This window comes from Streptomyces sp. NPDC052042 (genome assembly GCF_044548345.1).
In the GTDB taxonomy this organism is placed as follows: domain Bacteria; phylum Actinomycetota; class Actinomycetes; order Streptomycetales; family Streptomycetaceae; genus Streptomyces.
The window spans coordinates 437,089-460,636 of the sequence record NZ_JBIUBU010000003.1 but is presented as its reverse complement, the minus strand read 5'-3'; the positions used below and the strand labels follow the sequence as shown (position 1 = coordinate 460,636).

Genomic DNA, 23,548 nt, shown 5'->3' with positions numbered 1-23,548 from the left:
CTGCCATGCTCACGCCCCTGGGCCCGCATCGGCATCGGCTTCGGACCCCCTTACCCGGTCATCGCCCGCCGTGCGTCCGGGCCGAGAAGCCCCGCCCACTCCCTCGGGGCGTCCGCCGCCCACCCGGCGACCAGGGCGGCGAAACCGGGCGTCTCGCGCACCAGTGCGGCCAGCAGCCGGTCGCAGCGGGCCGCGCCCTCGGTAGTGCGGTGCAGCAGCGTGCCGGCGCGGTGGACCAGGGCGCGGGTGCGGAGAGCGGGACGCTCGCCGCAGCCGGCCGCGGCGGCCCTCAACAGGGCTTCGGGCACGCACGGGTCGCGCGGGGCGCCCTCCTCGGCATCCAGCAGGATCCCCAGCAGGTCGTCCCTGGTCCGGACGGAATCCGGAGCGCCCGGTGCGGCGAGCACCCCGGCGAGCGCGCCGCGCACGGCCGGAGGCACGGGACGGTCCCGCAGCAGCCCGGTCAGCAGGGGCGGCAGCAGGGCGCGGGCGGCCGGGCCGTGTTCCAGCCTGCGGTCCAGGTACGCGGCGGGGCGCACCGTGTCGGCGGGATGGCTGTCGATGTACGCGCGGACGAGTCCGGCGGCGTGCAGGGCCAGCGCGGGGGCGTCGGTCCCGGCGAGCGCGATCAGGGTCTCGCCCGCCCCCTCCCCGGACCGGGTGAGCCGTTCCCGCAGCGCCGCGAGCACCTGTTCCGGGTGGGTGGGCAGCGCGGCGGCGAGGGCCTCGACGGTCAGCGGGGGCGTGCCCGCGACGAAGGCCCGCAGCGCCTGCGGGAGGCGGTGGTCCCGGCTCTCCGCGTCCCGGACGAGGAGGGTGAGCGCGGCCCCGTGCCAGGCGGCGTCGCCCGCGCGGGCCAGCAGGGCCTCAGCGGCTTTGCGCAGCAGCGCGCGGTCGCGGTCGAGGGTGACGTGCGCGGCGGTGAGCAGGGCGTACGAGGCGGCGGCGGCCCGGCGGTCGGGGCGGTCCTCGTCACGGGCCCAGCGGTCCACGGCCCGGCACAGCGCCGACGGTTCGTCCTCGGCCAGCGCCGCGAGCAGTTCCCCGGCCCTGGAGTGGGGGGTCGCCACCAGGGCATCGGTCAGATGGTCGACGGCCGGGTCCCGGCGGGCGTGGAGCAGCGCCTGGGCGGCGGCGGCCACGGTCGGGCGCGGGGCGCCGCCGTCCCTGGCCGACAGCGGGCGCTCGTCGGCGAACCAGGCGCAGAGCAGCGGTTGCACGGTCCTCGGCTGGGCGGCGAGGCGGCGCGCGACGGCGTCGAGGTACCGTTCGCCGCCCGCACCCTCGGCCGGCGGGCCCCCGGTGGCGCCGTCGTCGCCGGGGCCGCCCCGGCGCGGTCCGTCGGCGGGGACCAGGCGCCGCAGCAGATCGATCCGGTCCGGTTCCGGCAGCCTCAGCCGCTCCCAGAAATCCGGGCCGAACGCGGCGTACGCCCCCGGGACGCCCGGCTCGACCGTGACGGCGTGCCGGACCACGAGATCGGCGAGCAGCCGCAGCACCCCGAGGTGGGGCCGGGCATCGGGCACCCTGCTCAGGGTCGCGGAAAGCAGGTGGGCGGCCCACCAGTGGGCATCGTGGCGGGCCCGGTCCCCCTCCCCCGGCGCGGGTGCGCACGCCGACCGGTCCAGGGCCGCGACGAGACCGGCCAGGCGGTGCCCCAGCGCGTCGGGGTCCTGCCTGCGTCCCAGGAGCAGCAGCGCCTGGATCACCGGGCCGGTCCGGTGGCGCGGTACGGGCAGGGCGCGGGGGCGCCGCGACGGTCCGGTCGCCACCGCGTCCGTCGCCTCCGGTCCGGTCGCCACCGGTCCGGTCACCAACGCGTCCACCGCCTGTACGGCCGGGTCGCCCGGCACCGTCTTCGGTGCGGCGGGGCCGCCCCGCGCGCGCTCCCGTCCGGTGCGCGTTCCGGCCCTCGGCACGGCCCCCGCCATGGGCGCCCCGGGAGCAGCCGCCGGCGCAGAGGCGGCGTCGCGCCGGTCCCACGCGCTCCGCGGTCGCGGAAGCCGGGGCTGTGGCCGCTCGCCCCCGGGCGCCGCGCCCGGCCCGTCGGGGCGGGCGTCCGGCCCGTGCTCGGCGTGGCAGCGGTGGACCAGGGTGTGCAGCGCGGTGTCCAGGTCCAGGTGGGCGCCCTGCACCCAGTCCCCCAGCTCCTCGTGGGCGAAGCGGTAGCCCGCGCCCGCCGGGGCGATCAGGCCCTCGGCGAGGACCGCCGAGGCCCAGCCGGTGCGCCAGGGGAAGACCTCCTCGAACGACGCGCGGTCCAGTTCCCCCTGACCGGGGCCCAGACAGCGCCGCGCCGCCTCGTGGACCTGTCCGGCCACCCGGGCGGCCAGACGGCGGACGGCGGCGACGCCGGGCGCCGGACGTGACAGGGCCGCGAGGCGGACCGCGACGCGCAGGCACATCAGGTCCAGATGGGCTCCGAAGACATCGTCCGTGTCCGGTTGTCCCCCGGGGTCGGGCGGCAGCGCCTCGCGCACCTCCGCGAGGAGACGCAAGGTGAGCGGGTGCCGGTCGTGCCCGGGGGCCAGCGCGCCCGGCGGGATGGCGTACCGTTCCCTGGCCCGTGCGGCCTGGCTCGCGGTGAGGTCGCCGAGGCGGACGGCGTACGGGAACCGTCCGGCCCGCCGTGCCGGCCGGTGCACCGCCCCGGACGGCAGGAGCGCGCCGGCCGTCTCCCAGTGCCCGGGGGTGCAGGCGATGACGAGCCGTACGTCATGGGCGCGCAGCCAGTCCACGGTTCCGCCGGCCCACCGGGCCAGGCCGTGGGCGAGCGCGGGCGGCATCTCCTCGGGCCCGTCCAGCAGGACGAGCAGCGGGTTCCCGTTCCCCGAGGCCAGCCGGGCCACCGCTTCGGGGACGGCTGTCGTCATGTCGCCCCGGGCACCCGCGGCGGACGCGATGCGCCCGGCCCTTCGGAGCACACGGCCGACGGCGTCGGCGACCGACGCGTCGTCGGCCAGCAGATCGGCGCCGCGCAGCCAGAGGGTGGGGGCGGGCACCGGCCCGCGGGCCCGCCGGGCGGCGAGCGCGGCCAGTTCGGTGGTGCGGCCGGTGCCCGGCGTCCCGACCAGACCGAGGACCACGGCGGGTCCGTCCGCCGTCGCGGACGGCGGCCCCGCGGGGAACGTGAAGTGGGCGAACTCCGCCGTGACGTGGGGGCGTTCCACCGGATCGGGGCAGTGGGACGGCCCGCTCGCCGCGTCCAGCGAGGTGGCCGTCAGATGGAGGACTCCCGCGAGGTTCAGATCACGCCCGTACCCCGGGACGCCCGTCGCGTTGCGGCGCAGCAGCTCGCCCAGCGGGCCGTCGGCACCGGTGCCGCCGAGCGGCACGGCGAGGCCCGCTGCGGGGTGCCCGGCCTCCAGGGCGGTACCCAGCACGGCGATGACCGCCCCGCTGTCCGGGTCGACGACGGGCCCGCCTGCCGTACCGCCGAGCCGCAGCGCGTCCGCGCCGCCCGTGCCGAGCGCCAGCTCCAGCGCGCCCTCGATCCGGTGGCGGTGCCCGTCCGAGGCGTACGTCACCGGGCAGGTGCCCAGCACCCTGGCCTCGCGCCAGCCGTGGGCGGCGATCGTCACGTACGTCCCGGCGCCGATCCGGCTCCGGGACGCGATGGGAACCGGTTCCACGCCGAGGGCGGAGGGGCCTCCCGTGCGGAGCAGGGCGAGGCCCAGACCGGGCAGTGCGATGACGTCCCCGGCCCCGGCGCGGTGGCGACGGCCGTCCGGCCCGTGCAGGACGAGCCGGTCGAGGCCGCTGACCGCTTCATGGGCGGTCACCACCGTGCCCCGGTCGTCGGCGACGAAACCGGTCCCCCGCGGCCGCCCGGCCGGATCGCAGATTCGTACCAGCGCTGTCCGGTCCCCGCTTCGCATGGTCCGACGTTAGGTCGGCGACGATCGGCGCGCGGGCCACTCGGGTCGAATGCACCCCCGGAACACCCCTGCTTCACCCCTCGCGCCCGCTCGTCCGGGTGAATTCCATGCGTCTCGGATGGGCTGAGACCGCCGACGACCCCGTGGGGCGGGTGCGATGTTCGCGCCCGCCCCACGGGGTCGTCGGCCCGGACCTGCAGGGCCGGGTCAGGCGAAGACGGCGAGGCTCTTGGCCTTCCCCCTCTGCTCCTCGACGAGGAGCAGAAAGCGCCCGTCGGGCCCGAAGACCCCGACCGGTCCCGGCGGGAAGGCGGGCATGTCCAGCCGCACCCCGTTCAGCAGCAGCCGGGCCCGCTTCTCGTCGACGTCCCAGCGGGGGAACGCGGAAGCGGCGGCCTCGGCCACCGGCATCACGGTCAGTTCCTCCTGGTGCTGGTCGAGCGTCCGCGCCACGTCGAGTCCGTACGGCCCGACCCGGGTGCGGCGCAGCGCGGTCAGATGGCCGCCGACGCCGAGCCCGGCGCCGAGGTCGCGGGCGATCGCGCGGACGTACGTACCGGAGGAGCAGACGACGGAGACGACCAGGTCGATCATCGGTGTGCCGTCCTCGGCGGTCTCCTCGCGCACGTCGTAGACGCGGAAGGACGAGATCGTCACCGGGCGGGCCGGGATCTCGAATTCCTCGCCGCCCCGCACCCGGGCATAGGACCGCTTGCCGTCGATCTTGATGGCACTGACCTTGGACGGCACCTGCATGATCGGTCCGGTCAGGGCCGCGACCCCGGCGTCGATGGCCTCCCGGGCCACCCCGGAGGCGTCGGTGGACGAGGTGATCTCGCCCTCCGCGTCGTCCGTGACGGTGGTCTGGCCGAGCCGGATCGTGCCGAGGTACTCCTTCTCGGTCAGCGCCAGGTGGCCGAGGAGCTTGGTGGCCCGTTCCACGCCGAGCACCAGGACACCCGTCGCCATCGGGTCCAGGGTGCCGGCATGGCCGACGCGCCGGGTCCGGGCGATGCCGCGCATCTTGGCGACGACGTCGTGCGAGGTGAAGCCGGCCGGCTTGTCGACGATGACCAGGCCGTCCTCGGGCCCCGTGCCGCCCCGGCCCGGGGCCGTCTTCCCGCCGCCCCGGCCGGCCGTCCTGTTCTGCGATGTCATTCGGAGGCGGTGTCCTCGTCGTTCGCGCCGTCCTGCTTGCGGTACGGGTCGGCGCCACCGGCGTACGTGGCGCCCGAGGAGGCCTCGCGCACGCGCTCGTCCGAGGCCCGGGCCCGGTCGAGGAGGTCCTCGATCGTCCTGGCGTTCTCGGGGAGGGCGTCGGCCACGAACGTCAGTGTGGGGGTGAACTTGGTCCCCGCGGCCGCTCCGACCGCCGAGCGCAGCACGCCCTTGGCGCTCTCCAGCCCGGCCGCCGCGCTCGCCCGCTCCTCGTCGCCCCCGTAGACCGTGTAGAAGACCGTGGCCTCCCGCAGGTCGCCGGTGACCCGGGTGTCCGTGATGGTCACGTGCGTGCCCAGACGGGGGTCCTTGATACCGCGCTGCAGTTTCTGGGCGACCACCTCCTGGATCAGGTCCGCCAGCTTCTTCGCCCGCGCGTTGTCGGCCACTGGTCCGTCTCCTTCTCAGCTTCGGGACAGGCCACCGAGAGGTGGCTCCCACCACCCCTCGCCGTCCCTTCCTTCTTACGTGCTCAGTCTTCGTCGCTGTGCAGCCGCCGTCGTACGGACAGCAGCTCCACCTCCGGGCGGGCGGCCACCAACCGCTCGCACCGGTCCAGGACATCTGTGAGGTGCCGGGTGTCCCCGGAGACCACGGCGAGGCCGATCTCCGCCCTGCGGTGGAGATCCTGGCCGCCCACCTCCGCCGCGCTCACCGCGTACTTGCGCTGGAGCTCGGCCACGATGGGACGGACGACGGAGCGCTTCTCCTTCAACGACCGTACGTCGCCGAGCAGCAGATCGAAGGACAGTGTCCCCACATACATGAATGTCCGGATGTCCCGCCGGTTCGGGTTCACGCCCTGCCAGCGCTTGGCAGGGACACCCAGAACCGTACACGGAACGGCCGGGGCCGATCGACGGAAATACGATCCGTCGACCGGCCCCGACTGTTGCGGAGAGCTTTGGGAGGTGTCCCCCGCAGCCCCTGCGGATCAGCCTCGCGGCTTCTCGCGCATCTCGTACGTCGCGATGATGTCGTCGACCTTGATGTCGTTGAAGTTTCCGAGGTTGATACCACCCTCGAAGCCTTCGCGGATCTCGGTGACGTCGTCCTTGAAGCGGCGCAGACCGGTGATGGTGAGGTTCTCCGCGATGACCTTGCCGTCGCGGAGCAGGCGCGCCTTGGTGTTGCGCTTGACCTCGCCGGACCGGACGAGCACACCGGCGATGTTGCCCAGCTTGGACGAGCGGAAGATCTCGCGGATCTCCGCCGTGCCGAGCTCGACCTCTTCGTACTCCGGCTTGAGCATGCCCTTGAGGGCCGCCTCGATCTCCTCGATCGCCTGGTAGATGACCGAGTAGTAGCGGACGTCCACACCCTCGCGCTCGGCCATCTGCTGCGCACGCCCGGCGGCGCGCACGTTGAAGCCGATCACGATGGCGTCGGAGCCGGTCGCCAGGTCGATGTCCGACTCGGTGACCGCACCCACGCCGCGGTGCAGGACCCGGATGTCGACCTCGTCGCCGACGTCGAGCTGGAGCAGCGAGGACTCCAGGGCCTCCACCGAACCGGACGCGTCGCCCTTGATGATGAGGTTGAGTTCCTGGACCAGACCGGCCTTGAGCGCCTCGTCGAGGTTCTCCAGGGAGAACCGGACGCCCTTGCGGGCGAAGTTGGCGTTGCGCTCGCGGGCGGCACGCTTCTCGGCGATCTGCCGGGCCGTGCGGTCCTCGTCGACCACGAGGAAGTTGTCGCCGGCACCCGGGACGTTGGTGAGACCGAGCACGAGGACCGGGGTCGACGGACCCGCTTCCTCGACGTTCCCGCCCTTGTCGTCGAGCATGGCGCGCACACGGCCGTAGGCGTCACCGACGACCATCGTGTCGCCGACGCGGAGCGTACCGCGCTGGACGAGGACGGTCGCGACGGCGCCGCGCCCGCGGTCGAGGTGGGCCTCGATCGCGATGCCCTGCGCGTCCTGCTCCGGGTTGGCCCGCAGGTCGAGCGAGGCGTCCGCGGTCAGGACCACGGCCTCCAGCAGCTCGTCGATGTGCAGCCCCTGCTTGGCGGAGATGTCGACGAACATGGTGTCGCCGCCGTACTCCTCGGCCACCAGGCCGTACTCGGTGAGCTGACCGCGCACCTTCGTCGGGTCGGCGCCCTCGACGTCGATCTTGTTGACCGCGACCACGATCGGCACCTCGGCCGCCTTGGCGTGGTTCAGCGCCTCGATCGTCTGGGGCATCACACCGTCGTTCGCCGCCACCACGAGGATCGCGATGTCGGTGGACTTCGCACCGCGGGCACGCATGGCGGTGAACGCCTCGTGACCCGGGGTGTCGATGAAGGTGATCTTGCGGTCCTCGCCGTTGACCGCGGCGGAGACCTGGTACGCACCGATGTGCTGCGTAATACCGCCGGCCTCGCCCGCGACGACGTTCGTCTTGCGGATCGCGTCCAGCAGCCGGGTCTTTCCGTGGTCGACGTGACCCATGACGGTCACGACCGGCGGGCGCGCGGTGAGCGCTTCCTCGCCGCCCTCGTCCTCGCCGAACTCGATGTCGAAGGACTCGAGCAGCTCGCGGTCCTCCTCCTCCGGGCTGACGATCTCCAGGACGTAGTTCATCTCGTCGGCGAGCAGCTGAAGCGTGTCGTCGGAGACGGACTGCGTGGCCGTGACCATCTCACCGAGGTTCATCATCACGGCGACGAGCGACGCCGGGTTGGCGTTGATCTTCTCCGCGAAGTCGGTGAGGGAGGCACCGCGCGACAGACGGACGGACTGCCCGTTGCCGCGGGGCAGCATGACGCCGCCCACCGACGGGGCCTGCATGGCCTCGTACTCCTGGCGCCTCTGCCGCTTCGACTTGCGGCCACGACGCGCCGGACCGCCGGGACGGCCGAAGGCGCCCTGCGTGGCACCGCGGCCACCGGGGCCGCCGGGACGACCGCCGAAGCCGGGACGACCGCCGAAGCCGCCGCCACCGCCGCCGGGACGACCGGCACCGCCGCCGCCACCGCCGGGACGACCGCCGAAGCCGCCGCCACCGCCGCCGGGACCGGCCGGACGACCCGCGAAGCCGGGACGACCGCCGCCGCCACCACCGGGACGACCGCCGCCGCCACCGCCGGGACCACGGCCACCGGGACCGGGACGCGGACCGGCTGCGGGACGCTGCGGCATCATGCCCGGGTTCGGGCGGTTACCACCGGGGCCACCGCCCGGACGCGGCGCCTGCGGGCGCGGCATGTTGCCCGGGGTGGGACGGGGAGCGCCCGGGGCCTGGGGACGCGGGCCACCGGGACCGGCCTGGGGGCGCGGCCCGCCGGGACCGGCCTGCGGGCGCGGGCCCGGACGGTCCTGGCCGCCGGGGCGCGGGGCGCCGCCGGGGCGGGGTGCCTGCGGACGGGCCATGCCCGTCGAGCCACCGGACGTGAAGGGGTTGTTGCCCGGACGGGGACCGGCCGGACGTCCGCCGGGGCGTGCGCCTCCCTGGCCACCGGGGCGTGCCGGACGCTCACCGCGCTGGCCGCCGGACGGGCCCGGACGGGTGCCGGGGCGCGGGCCGGGGGTGCCGCCGGTGGGACGCGGGGTCTGCGGCTGCGGGGCGGCCGGCTGGGCCGGGGCCGGAGCCGGAGCCGAGAACTCGGCGGCCGGGACCGGGGTCGCCGGACCGGGCTTCGGCGCCGGACGCGGGCCGGGGCGCGGCCCGGGGGCACTGCCCGACGGGGCGGCGGGGCTCGGCTTGGGGGCCGAGGCGCCGGGCTTCGGGGCAGCAGGACGTGCCGCGGCGGCCGGGGAGGGCGCCGAGGGCTTTGCGGGCGACGCCTTGCGGGGCGCGCCAGGCTTGGCAGCGGGCTTGCCGGCGCTGCCGCCGGGCCCCTGCAGTGCGTCAGTCAACTTGCGTACAACCGGCGCCTCGATCGTCGAGGACGCCGAACGGACGAATTCACCGAGTTCCTGGAGCTTGGCCATGACGACCTTGCTCTCCACACCGAACTCCTTGGCGAGTTCGTATACCCGGACCTTAGCCACTTCGCTCCTTTTAGGTCCGGTTACCGCCGGACCGTCGCTACTTCATGGGCGTACTCATCGCGTACTCATCGAGTGCTCATCGCAATCTCGACCTACTTCCGACTCGCGAGGTACCTGACCGCACGGGGTTCCGTGCCGTTCACTTCTTACGGTGTCACCCGCTCGACGAACCCCCGCAGCGCGGTGGTGTCGAACGGCCCCTTGGCCTTGAAGGCCCGGGGGAATGCGCGGCGGCGAACCGCCAGGTCCAGACAGACAGAGACGGGGTGTACGTAAGCACCCCGGCCGGGCAGCGTACCGCGAGGATCGGGGACGCAGGCGTCCCTTTCCGCCACGATGCGCAGCAGCTCGTGCTTGGCCGCCCGCTCCCGGCACCCCACACAGGTTCGCTCAGGGCACGCGCGGGCCTGCGTCCGGCCAGACGCGTCCAAGTCTACCTCCCCACACCGACCTCACCCCTTTGGGGCAAAAATCGAACGCATGTTGTTGTCACAGCGCTACGCCGCCCGGGGATTATTCCCGCGACCTGCGCGAAATCGCCCAGCGCCGACGCTCCGCGGCCCGCTGTCACCGGCCGCCGGGACGCCGCCCGATCGTGTGCATCAGCCGCGCCCCGACCGCTGGGCCCGCTCCCGGTCGGCGGCGTCGCGCTCGGCGTCCGTCTCCGTGTCCGGACGGATGTCGATGCGCCAGCCGGTGAGGCGTGCGGCAAGGCGGGCGTTCTGCCCCTCCTTGCCGATCGCGAGCGACAGCTGGTAGTCCGGAACGGTGACCCGGGCGGACCGTGCGCCGAGGTCCACGACCTCGACCTTGCTCACCCGTGCGGGCGACAGGGCGTTGGCGACCATCTCGGCCGGGTCGTCCGACCAGTCGACGATGTCGATCTTCTCGTCGTGCAGTTCGGCCATCACGTTGCGCACCCGGCCGCCCATCGGACCGATGCAGGCACCCTTGGCGTTGAGCCCGGAGCGGGTCGAGCGGACCGCGATCTTGGTGCGGTGGCCGGCCTCGCGGGCGATGGCGCAGATCTCGACGGAGCCGTCGGCGATCTCCGGCACCTCCAGAGCGAACAGCTTCTTGACCAGATTGGGGTGGGTGCGCGACAGCGTCACGGAAGGACCGCGCACACCCTTGGCGACCCGGACGACATAGCTGCGCAGGCGCAGACCGTGCGGGTACTCCTCGCCCGGCACCTGCTCCTGCACCGGCAGGATGGCCTCCAGCTTGCCGATGTCGACCAGGACGTTCTTCGGGTCCTTGCCCTGCTGGACGACGCCGCTGACGATGTCGCCCTCGTGGCCCGCGTACTCCCCGAACGTCCGGTCGTCCTCCGCGTCGCGCAGGCGCTGCAGGATGACCTGCTTGGCGGTGGACGCCGCGATCCGGCCGAATCCGGTCGGGGTGTCGTCGAACTCCTTGGGTTCCTGACCCGGCTCCAGGTCCGCCGGGTCCTCCGTCGCCCACACCGTCACATGGCCGCGCTCGTCGATCTCCACGCGTGCGCGGCGGTGGCTTCCCTCGGTCCGGTGGTAGGCGATGAGGAGGGCCGACTCGATCGCCTCGACGAGCACGTCGAAGGGGATCCCCTTGTCCTGCGCCAAGCCCTTCAAGAGCTTCACATCGATGTCCACGGCTACGCCTCCTCTTCCTTCTTGTCCTTGCGGTTGAATTCGATCTCCACGCGGGCCTTGGCGATCTCGTCGAAGGCGATCCGGCGGGCGGTGGGCCTGCGGCCCTTGACGCCCGGCACCTCCAGGTCCAGCCCGTCCTCGTCCACGGCGAGGATGCGGGCGACCAGTTCGCCGCCCTCGTGCAGGCGCAGCCTGGCGAGGCGGCCCGTGGCACGTACGTAGTGGCGGTGTTCCGTCAGCGGGCGGTCGGCACCGGGGGAGCTGACTTCGAGGACGTACTCGCCCTCGCCCATCGCGTCGGTCTCGTCGAGCTTCTGGGAGATCGCGCGGCTCAGCTCGGCACAGGTGTCCAGCTCGACGCCCTCTTCGGAGTCCACGACGATCCGCAGCACCCTGCGGCGGCCCGCCCGGGTCACCTCGATCTGCTCAAGGTCCAGTCGCTCGGCGCTGACGAGCGGTTCGAGCAGCCCGCGCAGCCTTTCGCTCTGGGTGGTGCTCATCCGGGTGACTCCTCGGCCGCGTGTGCTGTTGTGGGATCTCGCGTGTCAGGTCAAAGGGTATCCGGTCCCGGGGGGTGTTGCCGTCCTCTCGACCCATGACCGCGGGTACGCTCGCCTGCGGTGATCACTTCAGGACAGATCCAGTCACAACAGGGCCAACCCCGAAGGAGAAGCAAGTGCGGCGCACGGGGACGACGCGCAGAGGCGCGTTGACCGCCACAGGAGCGATCGCCATGGGCGCGATCCTGAGCGGCTGCGGCGGTTCCGGCGACGGGGAGGGCTCCGCGCGGGCCGGCGCACCGACCGCCGCCGAGATCGCCCGGGCCGTACGGACGGAACGGAGGCTCCGGGCGAGCGCCGCGCGCACCAGCATGGAACTGCTGGCCCGCTACGAGCACGTGATCAGCGCCCATCCGGCCACCGCCGCCGGGCTCGCCCCGCTGCGGAACGCCGTACGGGACCACGTCAGAACGCTGGCACCCGACGGCGAACCGGCGCCCGAGGTCTCGCGGCCGGGTGCGACCGGCGCGCGGGCCGCCGTCGAGGACCTGGCCGGCGCCGAGCGCCGCACGGCCGACACGCACCTGGCGGCCCTCATGGAGGCACCTCCGGAACTGGCCCGCCTGCTCGCGTCGATCGCGGCCGCCGCCGCGGCCCATGCCTATCTGCTGACCGACCTGGCCAAGGAGACCTCGTCATGAGCGACGGGACACGGAAGGCCGCCCAGGCGGCCCTGGCCGCCGAGCACGCGGCGGTGTACGGGTACGGCGTGGTCGGCGGGCGGATCGCGGCCGGCCGCCGGGCCGAGGCCACCGCGGCGTACGACGCCCACCGGGCCCGCCGGGACGCACTGGTGCGCACGGTCCGCGACCTGGGGGCCGAGCCGGTGGCGGCGCGGGCCGCGTACGCGCTTCCCTTCGCGGTGCCGGACGCGGCGGCGGCGGTCCGGCTGGCCGCGCTGCTGGAGGACCGGGTCGCCGACGTGTACTCCGACCTCGTACGGGCGGCCGAGGGGCCGCTCAGGCGCCAGGCCGCGGACGCGCTGCGCGAGTCGGCCGTCCGCGCGGTCCGCTGGCGGGGCAGCAGCGTGCCGTTCCCCGGCCTCGTCGAGCACACCGCCGACGGGTCCGGCCCGGCGGCCGAGGCGGCGGGGACGGCCGCGAAGACCGGGGGCGGCACGGGGAAGGGGTCCGGTCCGGGGAACGCGACCGGCTCCGCGCACTGAAGAGGCTTCGAGAGGGAACAAGGCACGTATGGATGTCGAACCGCCGCAGCGGCTGGTACGAGCGCTCGGCGAGTCGTACGGGGACGCCGCCGCCGACTGGCTGGCGCGGCTTCCGGCACTGACCGAGCAGGCGCTGTCCTCGACCGGGCGGGAGCCGACCGTCGACCGGGTCGTCGCCCCCGGCGGGCGCAGCGCTCTGGTCCTGCTGGTGACCTGCTCCGACGGCACCCCGGCGGCGCTGAAGATCGCCCCGTCCGGGGCCGCGCCCGAGCTGGAGCGGGCGGCGCTGGCGCACTGGAACGGCTGGGGCGCGGTGCGGCTGCTCGCCGACGGCCCCGACGCGCTGCTGCTGGAGCGGCTGCACCCCGAGGTGTCGCTGCGCTCGCTGCCGGAGGCGCGGGCGCTGTTGGAGGCCGCGGGGACGGTGCGCCGTCTCTGGGTCGCACCGCCGGACGGCCACGGGTTCGAGACGGTCGCCGAGCGGACCGCGCGCCAGGCCGAGCCGATGCGCGCCCGCGCCGCGGCCGAGCCGAGCCTGGAGCCCCTGGTCTCCGCGGCGCTCGCGGCGCGCGGGGAACTGATCGACCCCTCCCCCGAACTCCTGCTGCTGCACGGGAACTTCCGGCAGAGCAAGGTACTCGCGGGCGAACGGGCGCCCTGGCTGGCGGTCGGTCCCGAACCGCTGGTCGGGGAACGGGCCTACGATCTCGCGCGTCTGGTGCGCGACCGCGTCGAGGACCTGATCGCCTCCCCCGGGGGTGCGGCGACGGCACGGCGCCGGATCGGGAAGCTGGCCGACGCCCTGGACCTGGAGCACGAGCGGCTGCGCGGCTGGACGCTGTTCCGCGCGGTGGAGTCGGGCACCCGGGCCCTGGCGGCCGGCCGCCGCCGCGAGGGCGAGCTGTCGCTGGAGTTCGCCGACTGGCTCTGAGGGCCGGCTCCGAGGGCCGTCCCGTCATCCGTGGTGGAACGGCGCACGGCGTCGGATGCGGTGCGTCACGAGGCGTCGGGGCACACCCGCGCACCGGACGCACACAGGCGCTCCGGCGGCGCGACGGGGCGAGGCGCCGCAGCCGTCGCCGTCACGCGCCCGCCGGGGGTCGCGGAACGGCCCCGAGCCCGCGGTACGGGCGACCCGTGCGTCCGTCCGGCTCACCCGGCTCCGGAGCGCCCGCCCGCGCCCCTGGTGGTACGGACGCCCCCGGCGGCAACAGGGCGGGTCCCCGCACGATGCGCGGGGGCCCGCCCTGTTGCCCGTTGCCGTGCGACGGGGTCAGTCCTGGGCGGTGAGGCGGGCGATCGCCTCGTCGACCGTGAGCTCCTCGCGTTCGCCGGTCCGGCGGTCCTTGAGCTCCAGGACGCCCTCGGCCGAGCGGCGGCCGGCGACCAGGATGTTCGGCACGCCGATCAGCTCGGCGTCGGTGAACTTCACCCCGGGCGAGACACCCGCGCGGTCGTCGACCATGACCCGCAGCCCCGCGGCGGCGAGCCGGTCCGAGACGTCGAGGGCCAGCTCCGTCTGGAGCGCCTTGCCCGCCGCGACGACGTGGACGTCGGCCGGGGCGACCTCGCGGGGCCAGCACAGCCCGTGCTCGTCCGCGGTCTGCTCGGCCAGCGCGGCGACGGCGCGCGAGACGCCGATGCCGTAGGAGCCCATGGTGACCCGGACCGGCTTGCCGTTCTGGCCGAGCACGTCGAGCTGGAAGGTGTCGGCGTACTTCCGGCCGAGCTGGAAGATGTGGCCGATCTCGATGGCGCGGTCCAGCTTGAGGCCGGTGCCGCACCGGGGGCAGGGGTCGCCCTCCTCGACGACGACGACGTCGAGGTACTCGTCGACCTCGAAGTCGCGGCCGGCGACGACGTTCTTCGCGTGGGCGCCGGCCTTGTTCGCGCCGGTGATCCAGGCGGTGCCGGGGGCCACGCGCGGGTCGGCGATGTAGCGGACCTTTTCGAGCCCCTGCGGGCCGACGTATCCGCGCACCAGGTCGGGGCGGCCCTCGAAGTCCTCCGCGGTGACCAGCTCGACCACGGCGGGCGCCAGGTGCTCGCCGAGCTTGCCGAGGTCGACCTCGCGGTCGCCTGGCACGCCCACGGCGACGATCTCGCCGTCGACCTTGACCAGCAGGTTCTTCAGGGTCTGGGAGGCGGGCACGCCCAGGTGCGCGGCGAGCGTCTCGATGGTGGGGGTGTCGGGGGTGTCCAGTTCCTCGACGGGGCCGTGCCCGGCGCCGTCCACCGGGGCGGCCTCGAAGGTCACGGCCTCGGTGTTGGCGGCGTAGTCGCAGGCGGGGCAGTCGACGAAGGTGTCCTCACCGGCCGGGGCGGGGGCCAGGAACTCCTCGGAGGCCGAGCCGCCCATGGCACCGGAGATGGCGGAGACGATGCGGTAGTCGAGGCCGAGCCGCTCGAAGATCCGGATGTAGGCGCTGCGGTGCTGCCCGTACGCCTCGGCCAGCCCCTCGTCCGTGGTGTCGAAGGAGTACGAGTCCTTCATCTGGAACTCGCGTCCGCGCAGCACCCCGGCGCGCGGGCGGGCCTCGTCGCGGTACTTGGTCTGGATCTGGTAGAGGATCACGGGCAGGTCCTTGTAGGACGTGATCTGATCCTTGACGACCTGGGTGAAGATCTCCTCGTGGGTGGGGCCGAGGCAGTATTCGGCGCCCTTGCGGTCCTTCAGCCGGAACAGCAGGGCGCCGTACTCGTCGTAGCGGCCGCTGGCCTCGTACGACTCCTTCGGGAGCAGCGCGGGCAGCAGGACCTCCTGGCCGCCGATGGCGTCCATCTCCTCGCGCACGACGCGGGTGATGTTCTCCAGGACCTTCTTGCCGAGCGGCAACCAGGTCCAGATCCCGGCGGCGGTGCGACGAACGTATCCGGCCCGGACGAGCAGCTTGTGGTTGAGCGTCTCGGCGTCCGCCGGGTCGTCGCGCAGTGTCTTGATCATCAATCGGGACATGCGCTGGACCTGGGCCATGATGAACTCCTGCTCGGAAAGGGTGATGAGCAGGAGGTTAGCCGGGCGGCCCGGCCGGGCGGAAATCGATTGGCCGCGCGACCCGTTTCCCGGCGCGCTTCCCGGTCCGTCCCCCCGTGCGGTCTGCGGCGCTCCCCGGCGCGGCTTCGGCCCTATCCCTCGCGGCGCAGCGGCAGCGGCGCTCCCATCACCGCGTACGGCTTGGGGGCACTGGGGAAGAGCACCTGCCGGGCCAGGTCCCGGTAGCCGAGGCTGCGGTACAGGCCGCGTGCCGGACTGTCCGTGTCGATCGCGGAGAGGATGGAGCGCGGCTGGTCCGCGGCGTCCGTGAGGGTGGTGATCAGCGCGCGGCCGATGCCGCGGTTCTGGAACGCGGGCAGGACGTGCAGTTCGGTGATGACGAAGGAGTCGTCCAGCCAGTGCGCGGAGCCGGTGGCGCGGAGGTAGGGCTCGACGACGGTGGACCACCAGTGGGTGCGCTCGTTGGGCATGCCGTAGACGAAGCCGACGAGCCGGCCGTCGGGGGTGGTGGCGCCGAGTGCGCGGGCCTCCGGGTGGTCGAGGTGCCTCAGGACGATGTGGCGGCGTACCTCGACCTCTTCCGGGCCGAGGCCGAAGGCGACGGCCTGCACGGCGAGCGCCTCGTCCACGCGCGCGGCGAGATCGACCGGGCCGATCCGGACGCTGGGAGTACGGGGGCCGTCCCCGGGAACTGCTGCCATGGGCCGACCCTACTGGCCCGGCGGGGACGGGTGGAACGGATGTGCTGCGGCGGCCCCGGGCGGGGGCTCCCGCCGTCCCGTCCGACCGGGGCGGAGCGTGCGCGGTCCGGGGGCCGGCGCCCGGCCGGTCGAAGGAGCCGACGGCGCGAACGTCGCCGGGAGCGGCGCTGGAGGATCCAGCGGGATCTTCCTGAGTCTTCTCAGAACAGCACGCTCATGAACGCGCCGGTCTCTCGGAAACCGACCCTGGCGTACGCCCTGCGCGCCGGGGTGTTGAAGTCGTTCACATACAGGCTGACGACCGGGGCGACGTCGGCCAGCGCATACCGCAGGACCGCTGCCATGCCGGTCTCCGAGAGGCCGCGTCCGCGGTGTTCGGGGGCGACCCAGACGCCCTGGATCTGGCATGCCTGCGGGGTGGCCGCGCCGATCTCCGCCTTGAAGACGACCTTGCCGTCCTCGATCCGTGCGAACGAGCGCCCGGCTCCGATGAGTTCGGCGACACGCGCCTGGTAGAGGAGTCCGCCGTCGCCCGCGAGCGGGGAGACGCCGACCTCTTCGGTGAACATCGCCACGCAGGCCGGCATCACGACGTCCATCTCGTCCTTGCGTATGCGGCGGACCAGGGGGTCGGGGGCGATGTCGGCGGACGGGCTCTCGGTGACCATGAGCGGCTGGTGGGCACGGACCTCACGGGCGGGGCCCCAGCCGGGTTCGAGCAGTCGCCACAGCTGGGCGGTGGGTTCGGCGGGGCCGACGATCGAGGAGCAGCGGCGCCCGGCCCGGCGGGCACGGTCGGCGAAGGCTCTGACGGCCTCGGGACCGGCGCAGATCGGGACGAGGTTGGCGCCCGAGTAGCACAGCGAGCGCAGCCGCCCGTCGGCGTACCAGCCCCACATCTCACCGCCGAGGCGCCAGGGGTCGAGTCCGGCGATCCGGACCCTGGACGTCACGAAGGCGTTGGCGACGGGGTCGCTCTCCAGTACCGCGAGAGCGGCGTCGAAGTCGCTGGGTTCGAGGACCCGGGTGGTCGTCTGCGTCAACACGAGGGGGCCTCACCATGCGGTCTACTGATTTCCGCACTGTACCCAAAGAGGCCGTGCGGCGCCGCCCCCGAGAGGACCGCGGACCTCGGGACGGGCCGGGGCCGCCCACGGCGGCGCCCCGCCGGGCGGGAGTCCGTCCGACGGGGCGTGAGCACAGGCGGGTGTCCCGGCAGCCGTCCGGGGCGGTCGGGGCGCGGGGCCCGACGGGGTTCCCGGAAGCCGGCCGTGGGCGGGGGCTCAGCTGATGGAGACCTCGGGTTCGCCGGAGGCGACGCCGTCCTTCTCCATCTGCTCGGCGATCTTCAGAGCCTCTTCGATCAGGGTCTCGACGATCTTCGACTCGGGCACCGTCTTGATGACCTCGCCCTTCACGAAGATCTGTCCCTTGCCGTTGCCCGAGGCCACGCCCAGGTCGGCCTCGCGGGCCTCGCCGGGGCCGTTGACGACGCAGCCCATCACGGCCACGCGCAGCGGGACCTCCATGCCGTCGAGGCCGGCCGTGACCTCCTCGGCGAGCTTGTAGACGTCGACCTGGGCGCGGCCGCAGGACGGGCAGGAGACGATCTCCAGGCGGCGGGGCCTGAGGTTGAGCGACTCCAGGATCTGGATGCCGACCTTGATCTCCTCGACCGGCGGGGCCGAGAGCGAGACGCGGATGGTGTCGCCGATGCCCTCGGAGAGCAGCGCGCCGAAGGCGACCGCCGACTTGATCGTGCCCTGGAAGGCGGGGCCGGCCTCCGTGACACCGAGGTGCAGCGGGTAGTCGCACCTCTCGGCGAGCAGCCGGTAGGCGTTCACCATGACCACCGGGTCGTTGTGCTTCACCGAGATCTTGATCTCGCGGAAGTCGTGCTCCTCGAACAGCGACGCCTCCCACAGCGCGGACTCGACGAGCGCCTCGGGGGTCGCCTTGCCGTACTTCTGGAGCAGACGGCGGTCCAGGGAGCCCGCGTTCACGCCGATGCGGATCGGGGTGCCGTGCTCCTTCGCCGCCTTGGCGATCTCCTTGACCTGGTCGTCGAACTTCTTGATGTTGCCCGGGTTGACCCGGACCGCCGCGCATCCGGCCTCGATGGCCGCGAAGACGTACTTCGGCTGGAAGTGGATGTCCGCGATCACCGGGATCTGCGACTTCTTCGCGATGATCGCCAGCGCGTCCGCGTCGTCCTGCGTCGGGCACGCCACACGCACGATCTGGCAGCCCGACGCCGTCAGCTCCGCGATCTGCTGCAGGGTCGCGCCGATGTCCGACGTGCGCGTCGTGGTCATCGACTGCACCGATACCGGCGCGTCCCCGCCCACCGCGACCGATCCGACCTGGATCTGGCGGCTGGCCCTCCGGTCGGCGAGCTTGGTCGGAACGGACGGCATTCCGAGAGAAATGGCAGTCATGCGCTGAGCATCCCCAAGGTGTGGATCGAGGTCCCGAGTTCGGCGGGCTCCGGCCTCCGAGATTACGACACCGGGAGCGTCCCGGGGCACACGGCTCATGGAGCGCCACGTTCCGGCCAGCCCCGTACACATCCTGTGCGCCGGACCGTCACCGTTGGTGCACCGGCCGGTCCATGGGGCCCGGCCGGCGCGGGCGGTCAGGTGATCTTGACCGGGTTGACGATGTCGGCGACCAGCACCAGCAGCGTGAAGCAGATGAAGACCCCGGCCACGACGTAGGCGACCGGCATCAGCTTGGCCACGTCGAAGGGGCCCGGGTCGGGGCGCCTGAAGACCCGTGCCACGTTGCGTCGCAGCGCCTCCCAGAGCGCTCCGGCGATGTGTCCGCCGTCCAGCGGCAGCAGCGGCAGCATGTTGAAGAGGAACAGCGAGAGGTTGAAGGCCGCCAGCAGGAACAGCATCATCGCGACCTGGTTCTGCGCCGGCACGTCCAGCGTCATCACCTCGCCGCCGATCCTGGCCGCGCCCACGACGCCCACCGGGGAGTCGGCCGCGCGCTCGCCGTCGCCGAAGGCGGCGTCCCACAGGCCGGGGATCTTGGACGGGAGGGCGATGATCGAGTGGACACCGTTCTCGAGCATGTCTCCCATGCGGGTGACCGAGTCGCCGAAGGAGAGCGGGACGATCTCGGTCTGCGCGGCGAAGCCGAGGTAGCCGGCCTTCACGTACTGGCCGGGGACGACCTCGCCCCTGGAGTCCTTCTTCGCGACCGCGTTCTCCTTCAGCACGGCGTGGAGGGTCTTCTCCTGGCCGTCGCGCTGGACGGTGAGGGTGGCCGGGCCGATGGTGTCGCGGATCTTCTCGGAGAGCGTGGCCCAGTCGTCGACCTTCTGGCCGTTGAAGGCGACGATCCGGTCGCCCTTTTCGAGCCCGGCGGAACGGGCGGGCGAGACGTCGTCGGACTTCTGGCAGGTGTCGCGCTTCTCGCTCTGCGGGATCACGCACTGCTGGACGCCCGCGACCTGGGTGGTCTGGGTCTCGAAACCGAAGGTCATCGCCACGCCGAGGAAGATCGCGACGGCGAGGACCAGGTTCATGAACGGTCCGGCGAACATGACGATGACGCGCTTCCAGGGCTTGCGCGTGTAGAAGAGCCGCTTCTCGTCACCGGGTTCGAGTTCCTCGAAGGCGGCGGAGCGGGCGTCCTCGATCATGCCGCGCCACGGAGAGGTGGAGCGGGCCTCCAGCCGGCCGTCCGGTCCCGGCGGGAACATGCCGATCATGCGGATGTAGCCGCCGGCCGGGATGGCCTTGATCCCGTACTCGGTGTCGCCCTTCTTCCGGGACCAGATCGTCGGCCCGAAGCCGACCATGTACTGGGGGACGCGGATGCCGAAGAGCTTCGCGGTCGACAGGTGCCCGAGTTCGTGCCAGGCGATGGAGAACAGCAGGCCGATGACGAAGACGGCGATGCCGAGAATCGTCAACAGGACCGTCGAAATGCTCATGCGCGTGCCTCCGCTGTCGCCTTCGCCGAGAGTTCACGGGCCCGGGCGCGGGCCCAGGTCTCCGCTTCCAGGACATCCGCGACCGTGAGCCGGGTTCCCGCGGCGGGGGTGCCGTGTTCGGCCACCACCGCCGTGACCGTATCCATGATTCCGGTGAACGGCAGTCGCCCCGACAGGAACGCGTCGACGCATTCCTCGTTCGCGGCGTTGAAGACGGCGGGGGCGGTGGCGCCCAGCGTGCCCACGTGCCGGGCGAGGCCCACGGAGGGGAACGCCTCGTCGTCGAGGGGGAAGAACTCCCAGCTGGAGGCCTTCGACCAGTCGAAGGCGGGCGCGGCGTCCGGGATGCGGCGGGGCCAGCCGATGCCGATGGCGATCGGGCCGCGCATGTCCGGGGGTGTGGCCTGGGCGAGGGTGGAGCCGTCGGCGAACTCCACCATCGAGTGAACGTACGACTGGGGGTGGACCACGACCTCGATCCGGTCGAACGGGATGTCGTAGAGGAGATGCGCCTCGATGACCTCCAGGCCCTTGTTGACGAGGGTGGCGGAGTTGATCGTGATGACCGGTCCCATGGCCCAGGTCGGATGGGCGAGGGCCTCCTCCCGGGTGACGCCGGCCAGCTCCTCGCGGGTGCGTCCCCGGAAGGGCCCTCCGGACGCGGTGACGACGAGTTTGCGCACGTCGGCGCGGGTGCCCGCGCCCAGCGCCTGGAACAGGGCCGCGTGCTCGGAGTCGACCGGGATGATCTGGCCGGGCTTGGCCAGCTCCTTCACCAGCGGACCGCCGACGATCAGCGACTCCTTGTTGGCGAGGGCGAGGGTGCGGCCCGCGCCGAGGGCGGCGAGCGTGGGGGCGAGGCCGATGGAGCCGGTGATTCCGTTGAGCACGGTGTGGCAGTCGGTGGCGGCCAGTTCGGAGGCGGCGCCGGGGCCGGCGAGGATCTCGGGGAGCGGTTCGCCCGCCCCGTACCGCTCGCGCAGCGCCTCGCGGAGGGCCGGCACGGCGTCCGGCGTGGAGACGGCGACGGTACGCACCCGAAGACGCCACGCCTGCTCGGCGAGGAGGCCGACCCGTCCGCCGGCGGCGGCGAGGCCGGTGACGCGGAAGTGGTCGGGGTTGCGCAGCACCAGGTCGATGGCCTGGGTGCCGACGGAACCGGTGGAGCCGAGAATGACGAGATCCCGGCGGCCTTCCGCGGCGTCGAAGACGAGGTGCGGGTCGGCGAGGGGGACAGGGCTGTCGCTCATGCCCCCCATTGTTGCCGCATCGGCTGTGGGTGTGGACAGGGTGTCCCCGGTGCCCGGCCGGGCGGCCGGTCCGGGCCGCGGGGGCGCGCCCGTCGCTCGTACGGGGCCGGGGGCACCCGGGTCCGCGGGGCCGCGGCCGGGTCCGCTCAGTGCACGGGGCGGCGGAGGTTGTCCCGGACGCTGGGCCCCGGCGTGGCGTCGGCGATCCACGGGCCGTCCCCGCTGGGGTCGAGGACGCCCTCCTCCAGCCAGGTGTACGCGCCGGACAGGACGCCGTCGACCAGGCGCCGGTCCTGCTCGTCGGTGTTGGACCACAGGCGGGTGAAGAACTCCTCGACCCGGAGGCGGGACTGACGGCAGAAGGTGTCGGCGAGCCGGTACGCCTCGCGGCCGTGGTCGCCGGAGGAGCGCTGCAGCTCGGCGCGGACGCAGGCGGCGCTCATCGCGAAGAGTTCCGCGCCGATGTCGACGATCCTGCCGAGGAAGCCCTGCTTGGTCTCCATCCGGCCCTGCCAGCGCGACATGGCGTAAAAGGTGGAGCGTGCGAGCTTGCGGGAGCAGCGCTCGACGTACCGCAGGTGGGAGGCCAGGTCCGGATGCCCGGGGTGGGTGAACTCCCCGTAGGTGCGCGGCAGTTGCCCCGGCCCTGCGACGAGCTTGGGCAGCCAGCGGGCGTAGAAGCCGGCCGCGTTCGCGCCCGCCCTTGCCTTGGCGGCCAGGGGCTTCGAGGGGTCGATGAGGTCTCCGGCGACCTTGAGGTGGGCGTCGACGGCCTCCCGGGCGATCAGCAGGTGCATGATCTCGGTGGATCCCTCGAAGATCCGGTTGATCCGCAGATCGCGCAGCAGTTGTTCGGCGGGGACGGCGCGCTCGCCCCGGGCGGCGAGGGACGCGGCGGTCTCGAAGCCCCGTCCGCCGCGGATCTGGACGAGTTCGTCGGCCATCAGACAGCCCGCCTCGGAGCCGTACAGCTTGGCCAGGGCCGCCTCGATCCGGATGTCGTTGCGCTGCTCGTCCGCCATCTGGGAGGCGAGGTCGACCATCGCCTCCAGGGCGAAGGTGGTCGCGGCGATGAAGGAGATCTTGGCCCCGACGGCCTCGTGCCGGGCGACCGGCCGGCCCCACTGCTCGCGCACCGCCGACCACTCGCGGGCGATCTTCAGGCACCACTTCCCGGCGCCGACGCACATGGCGGGCAGGGAGAGCCGTCCGGTGTTGAGCGTGGTGAGGGCGATCCTGAGCCCGGCGCCCTCGGGGCCGATGCGGTTCGCGGCGGGCACCCGTACCCGGTGGAAGCGGGTGACGCCGTTCTCGATGCCGCGCAGGCCCATGAAGGCGTTGCGGTTCTCGACGGTGATGCCCGGGGAGTCCGCTTCGACGACGAACGCGGTGATGCCGCCCCGGTGGCCCTCCGACTCCGGGACACGGGCCATCACGACGAGCAGGTCGGCGACGACGCCGTTGGTGGTCCACAGCTTCACGCCGTCGAGGAGGTAGTCCGAACCGTCCGGGACCGCCGAGGTGGCGAGCCGGGCCGGATCGGAGCCGACGTCCGGTTCGGTGAGCAGGAACGCCGAGATGTCGGTGCTCGCCAGCCGGGGCAGGAAGGCGTCCTTCTGCTCCTGGGTGCCGAAGAGCTTCAGCGGCTGCGGTACACCGATGGACTGGTGGGCGGAGAGCAGCGCGCCGATCGCGGGGCTGACCGAGCCGACCAGGGCGAGGGCCTTGTTGTAGTAGACCTGGGTCAGGCCGAGCCCGCCGTACTTCGGTTCGATCTTCATCCCGAGGGCGCCGAGTTCCTTGAGGCCGTTGACGACCTCGTCGGGGATCCGCGCCTCGCGCTCGATCAGGGCGCCGTCGACCACGGTCTCGCAGAAGTCGCGCAGCCGGGCGAGGAACGCCTCGCCGCGCCGGACGCCGTCCGCGGACGGCAGCGGATGCGGGTGGATGAGGTCGAGCCGGAAGCGCCCGAGGAAGAGTTCCTTGGCGAAACTCGGCTTGTGCCAGTCCTGTTCGCGGGCGGCCTCGGCCACACGGCGCGCCTCGCGCTCGGTGACCGCGGGGGTGTTCTTGGGGGCGGATGGGGCGGACATGAGGAACTCACCTCGCCGCGGCGTGGGGGTGGGCGGACACGGCCGGTCCGGGCGGGGTGCCCGGATTCCTGCCGTTGCATGGCGAACGTGCTCTGTGTCCTGATGTACCCGATGCGCGGCCCGGCTGCCATC

18 protein-coding genes are annotated in these 23,548 nt (G+C 73.3%); 3 read left to right on the top strand and 15 right to left on the bottom strand.

Annotated elements, in window-relative coordinates; translation table 11 throughout:
* Positions 1-50 precede the first annotated feature (50 nt).
* The 8 genes from ACIHCL_RS09380 to rimP form a co-directional block, all read right to left on the bottom strand.
* The gene (locus ACIHCL_RS09380; protein ID WP_399858874.1) at positions 51-3,878 is read right to left on the bottom strand and encodes a trypsin-like peptidase domain-containing protein; all 3,828 of its coding nucleotides are present in this window, start codon (positions 3,876-3,878) and stop codon (positions 51-53) included.
* Between the two features lie 207 nt (positions 3,879-4,085).
* Positions 4,086-5,036, bottom strand: coding sequence for a tRNA pseudouridine(55) synthase TruB (gene truB / locus ACIHCL_RS09375; protein WP_399858871.1), 951 nt, complete (start codon positions 5,034-5,036; stop codon positions 4,086-4,088).
* Positions 5,033-5,485, bottom strand: a complete 453-nt coding sequence (gene rbfA / locus ACIHCL_RS09370) for a 30S ribosome-binding factor RbfA (RefSeq protein WP_399858868.1) — start codon at positions 5,483-5,485, stop codon at positions 5,033-5,035. The genes truB and rbfA overlap by 4 nt, the downstream gene beginning before the upstream one ends.
* 83 nt (positions 5,486-5,568) lie before the next feature.
* Complete coding sequence (locus ACIHCL_RS09365) at positions 5,569-5,862, bottom strand: DUF503 domain-containing protein (RefSeq protein WP_399858865.1); 294 nt, start codon at positions 5,860-5,862, stop codon at positions 5,569-5,571.
* A gap of 168 nt (positions 5,863-6,030) precedes the next feature.
* Positions 6,031-9,075 carry a translation initiation factor IF-2 gene (gene infB / locus ACIHCL_RS09360; RefSeq protein ID WP_399858862.1) on the bottom strand — a complete coding sequence of 1,015 codons (3,045 nt, stop codon included), beginning with the start codon at positions 9,073-9,075 and terminating at the stop codon, positions 6,031-6,033.
* A 146-nt stretch (positions 9,076-9,221) separates the two neighbouring features.
* On the bottom strand, positions 9,222-9,506 hold the full coding sequence (locus ACIHCL_RS09355) for a YlxR family protein (RefSeq protein WP_399858859.1): 285 nt from the start codon (positions 9,504-9,506) through the stop codon (positions 9,222-9,224).
* A 171-nt stretch (positions 9,507-9,677) separates the two neighbouring features.
* Entirely contained in the window at positions 9,678-10,706 is a 1,029-nt protein-coding gene (nusA, locus tag ACIHCL_RS09350; RefSeq protein ID WP_399858858.1) for a transcription termination factor NusA, read from the bottom strand.
* 2 nt (positions 10,707-10,708) lie between these two features.
* Entirely contained in the window at positions 10,709-11,206 is a 498-nt protein-coding gene (gene rimP, locus ACIHCL_RS09345; protein ID WP_399858855.1) for a ribosome maturation factor RimP, read from the bottom strand.
* 176 nt (positions 11,207-11,382) lie between these two features.
* Between rimP and ACIHCL_RS09340 the strand changes: the two genes are divergently transcribed.
* The 3 genes from ACIHCL_RS09340 to ACIHCL_RS09330 are packed head-to-tail and all read left to right on the top strand — an operon-like array spanning position 11,383 to position 13,362.
* Entirely contained in the window at positions 11,383-11,907 is a 525-nt protein-coding gene (locus tag ACIHCL_RS09340) for a hypothetical protein (RefSeq protein ID WP_399858854.1), read from the top strand.
* Positions 11,904-12,431 (top strand): ferritin-like domain-containing protein, encoded by a 528-nt coding sequence (locus ACIHCL_RS09335; RefSeq protein ID WP_399858852.1) that lies wholly within the window; start codon positions 11,904-11,906, stop codon positions 12,429-12,431. Before ACIHCL_RS09340 ends, ACIHCL_RS09335 begins: the two co-directional genes overlap by 4 nt.
* Before the next feature lie 28 nt (positions 12,432-12,459).
* A complete protein-coding gene (locus tag ACIHCL_RS09330) occupies positions 12,460-13,362 on the top strand; it encodes an aminoglycoside phosphotransferase family protein (protein WP_399858851.1) in 903 nt (300 codons plus the stop codon).
* Positions 13,363-13,704: 342 nt separating this feature from the next.
* Here the strand turns inward: ACIHCL_RS09330 and ACIHCL_RS09325 are convergent, their stop codons facing one another.
* The 7 genes from ACIHCL_RS09325 to ACIHCL_RS09295 all read right to left on the bottom strand — a co-directional run bounded on the left by ACIHCL_RS09325 (position 13,705) and on the right by ACIHCL_RS09295 (position 23,416).
* Positions 13,705-15,405, bottom strand: coding sequence for a proline--tRNA ligase (locus ACIHCL_RS09325; protein ID WP_399858848.1), 1,701 nt, complete (start codon positions 15,403-15,405; stop codon positions 13,705-13,707).
* 152 nt (positions 15,406-15,557) lie between these two features.
* Positions 15,558-16,127 (bottom strand): GNAT family N-acetyltransferase, encoded by a 570-nt coding sequence (locus tag ACIHCL_RS09320; RefSeq protein ID WP_399858845.1) that lies wholly within the window; start codon positions 16,125-16,127, stop codon positions 15,558-15,560.
* Between the two features lie 200 nt (positions 16,128-16,327).
* Entirely contained in the window at positions 16,328-17,170 is an 843-nt protein-coding gene (locus tag ACIHCL_RS09315; RefSeq protein WP_399858995.1) for a GNAT family N-acetyltransferase, read from the bottom strand.
* Between the two features lie 240 nt (positions 17,171-17,410).
* Complete coding sequence (gene ispG / locus ACIHCL_RS09310) at positions 17,411-18,565, bottom strand: flavodoxin-dependent (E)-4-hydroxy-3-methylbut-2-enyl-diphosphate synthase (RefSeq protein WP_399858843.1); 1,155 nt, start codon at positions 18,563-18,565, stop codon at positions 17,411-17,413.
* Positions 18,566-18,762: 197 nt separating this feature from the next.
* Positions 18,763-20,073: a M50 family metallopeptidase gene (locus ACIHCL_RS09305; RefSeq protein ID WP_399858840.1), complete on the bottom strand. Its 1,311-nt coding sequence runs from the start codon at positions 20,071-20,073 to the stop codon at positions 18,763-18,765.
* Positions 20,070-21,323 carry a 1-deoxy-D-xylulose-5-phosphate reductoisomerase gene (dxr, locus tag ACIHCL_RS09300; protein WP_399858838.1) on the bottom strand — a complete coding sequence of 418 codons (1,254 nt, stop codon included), beginning with the start codon at positions 21,321-21,323 and terminating at the stop codon, positions 20,070-20,072. Before dxr ends, ACIHCL_RS09305 begins: the two co-directional genes overlap by 4 nt.
* 146 nt (positions 21,324-21,469) lie before the next feature.
* On the bottom strand, positions 21,470-23,416 hold the full coding sequence (locus ACIHCL_RS09295; RefSeq protein WP_399858835.1) for an acyl-CoA dehydrogenase family protein: 1,947 nt from the start codon (positions 23,414-23,416) through the stop codon (positions 21,470-21,472).
* Between the last annotated feature and the right edge of the window lie 132 nt (positions 23,417-23,548).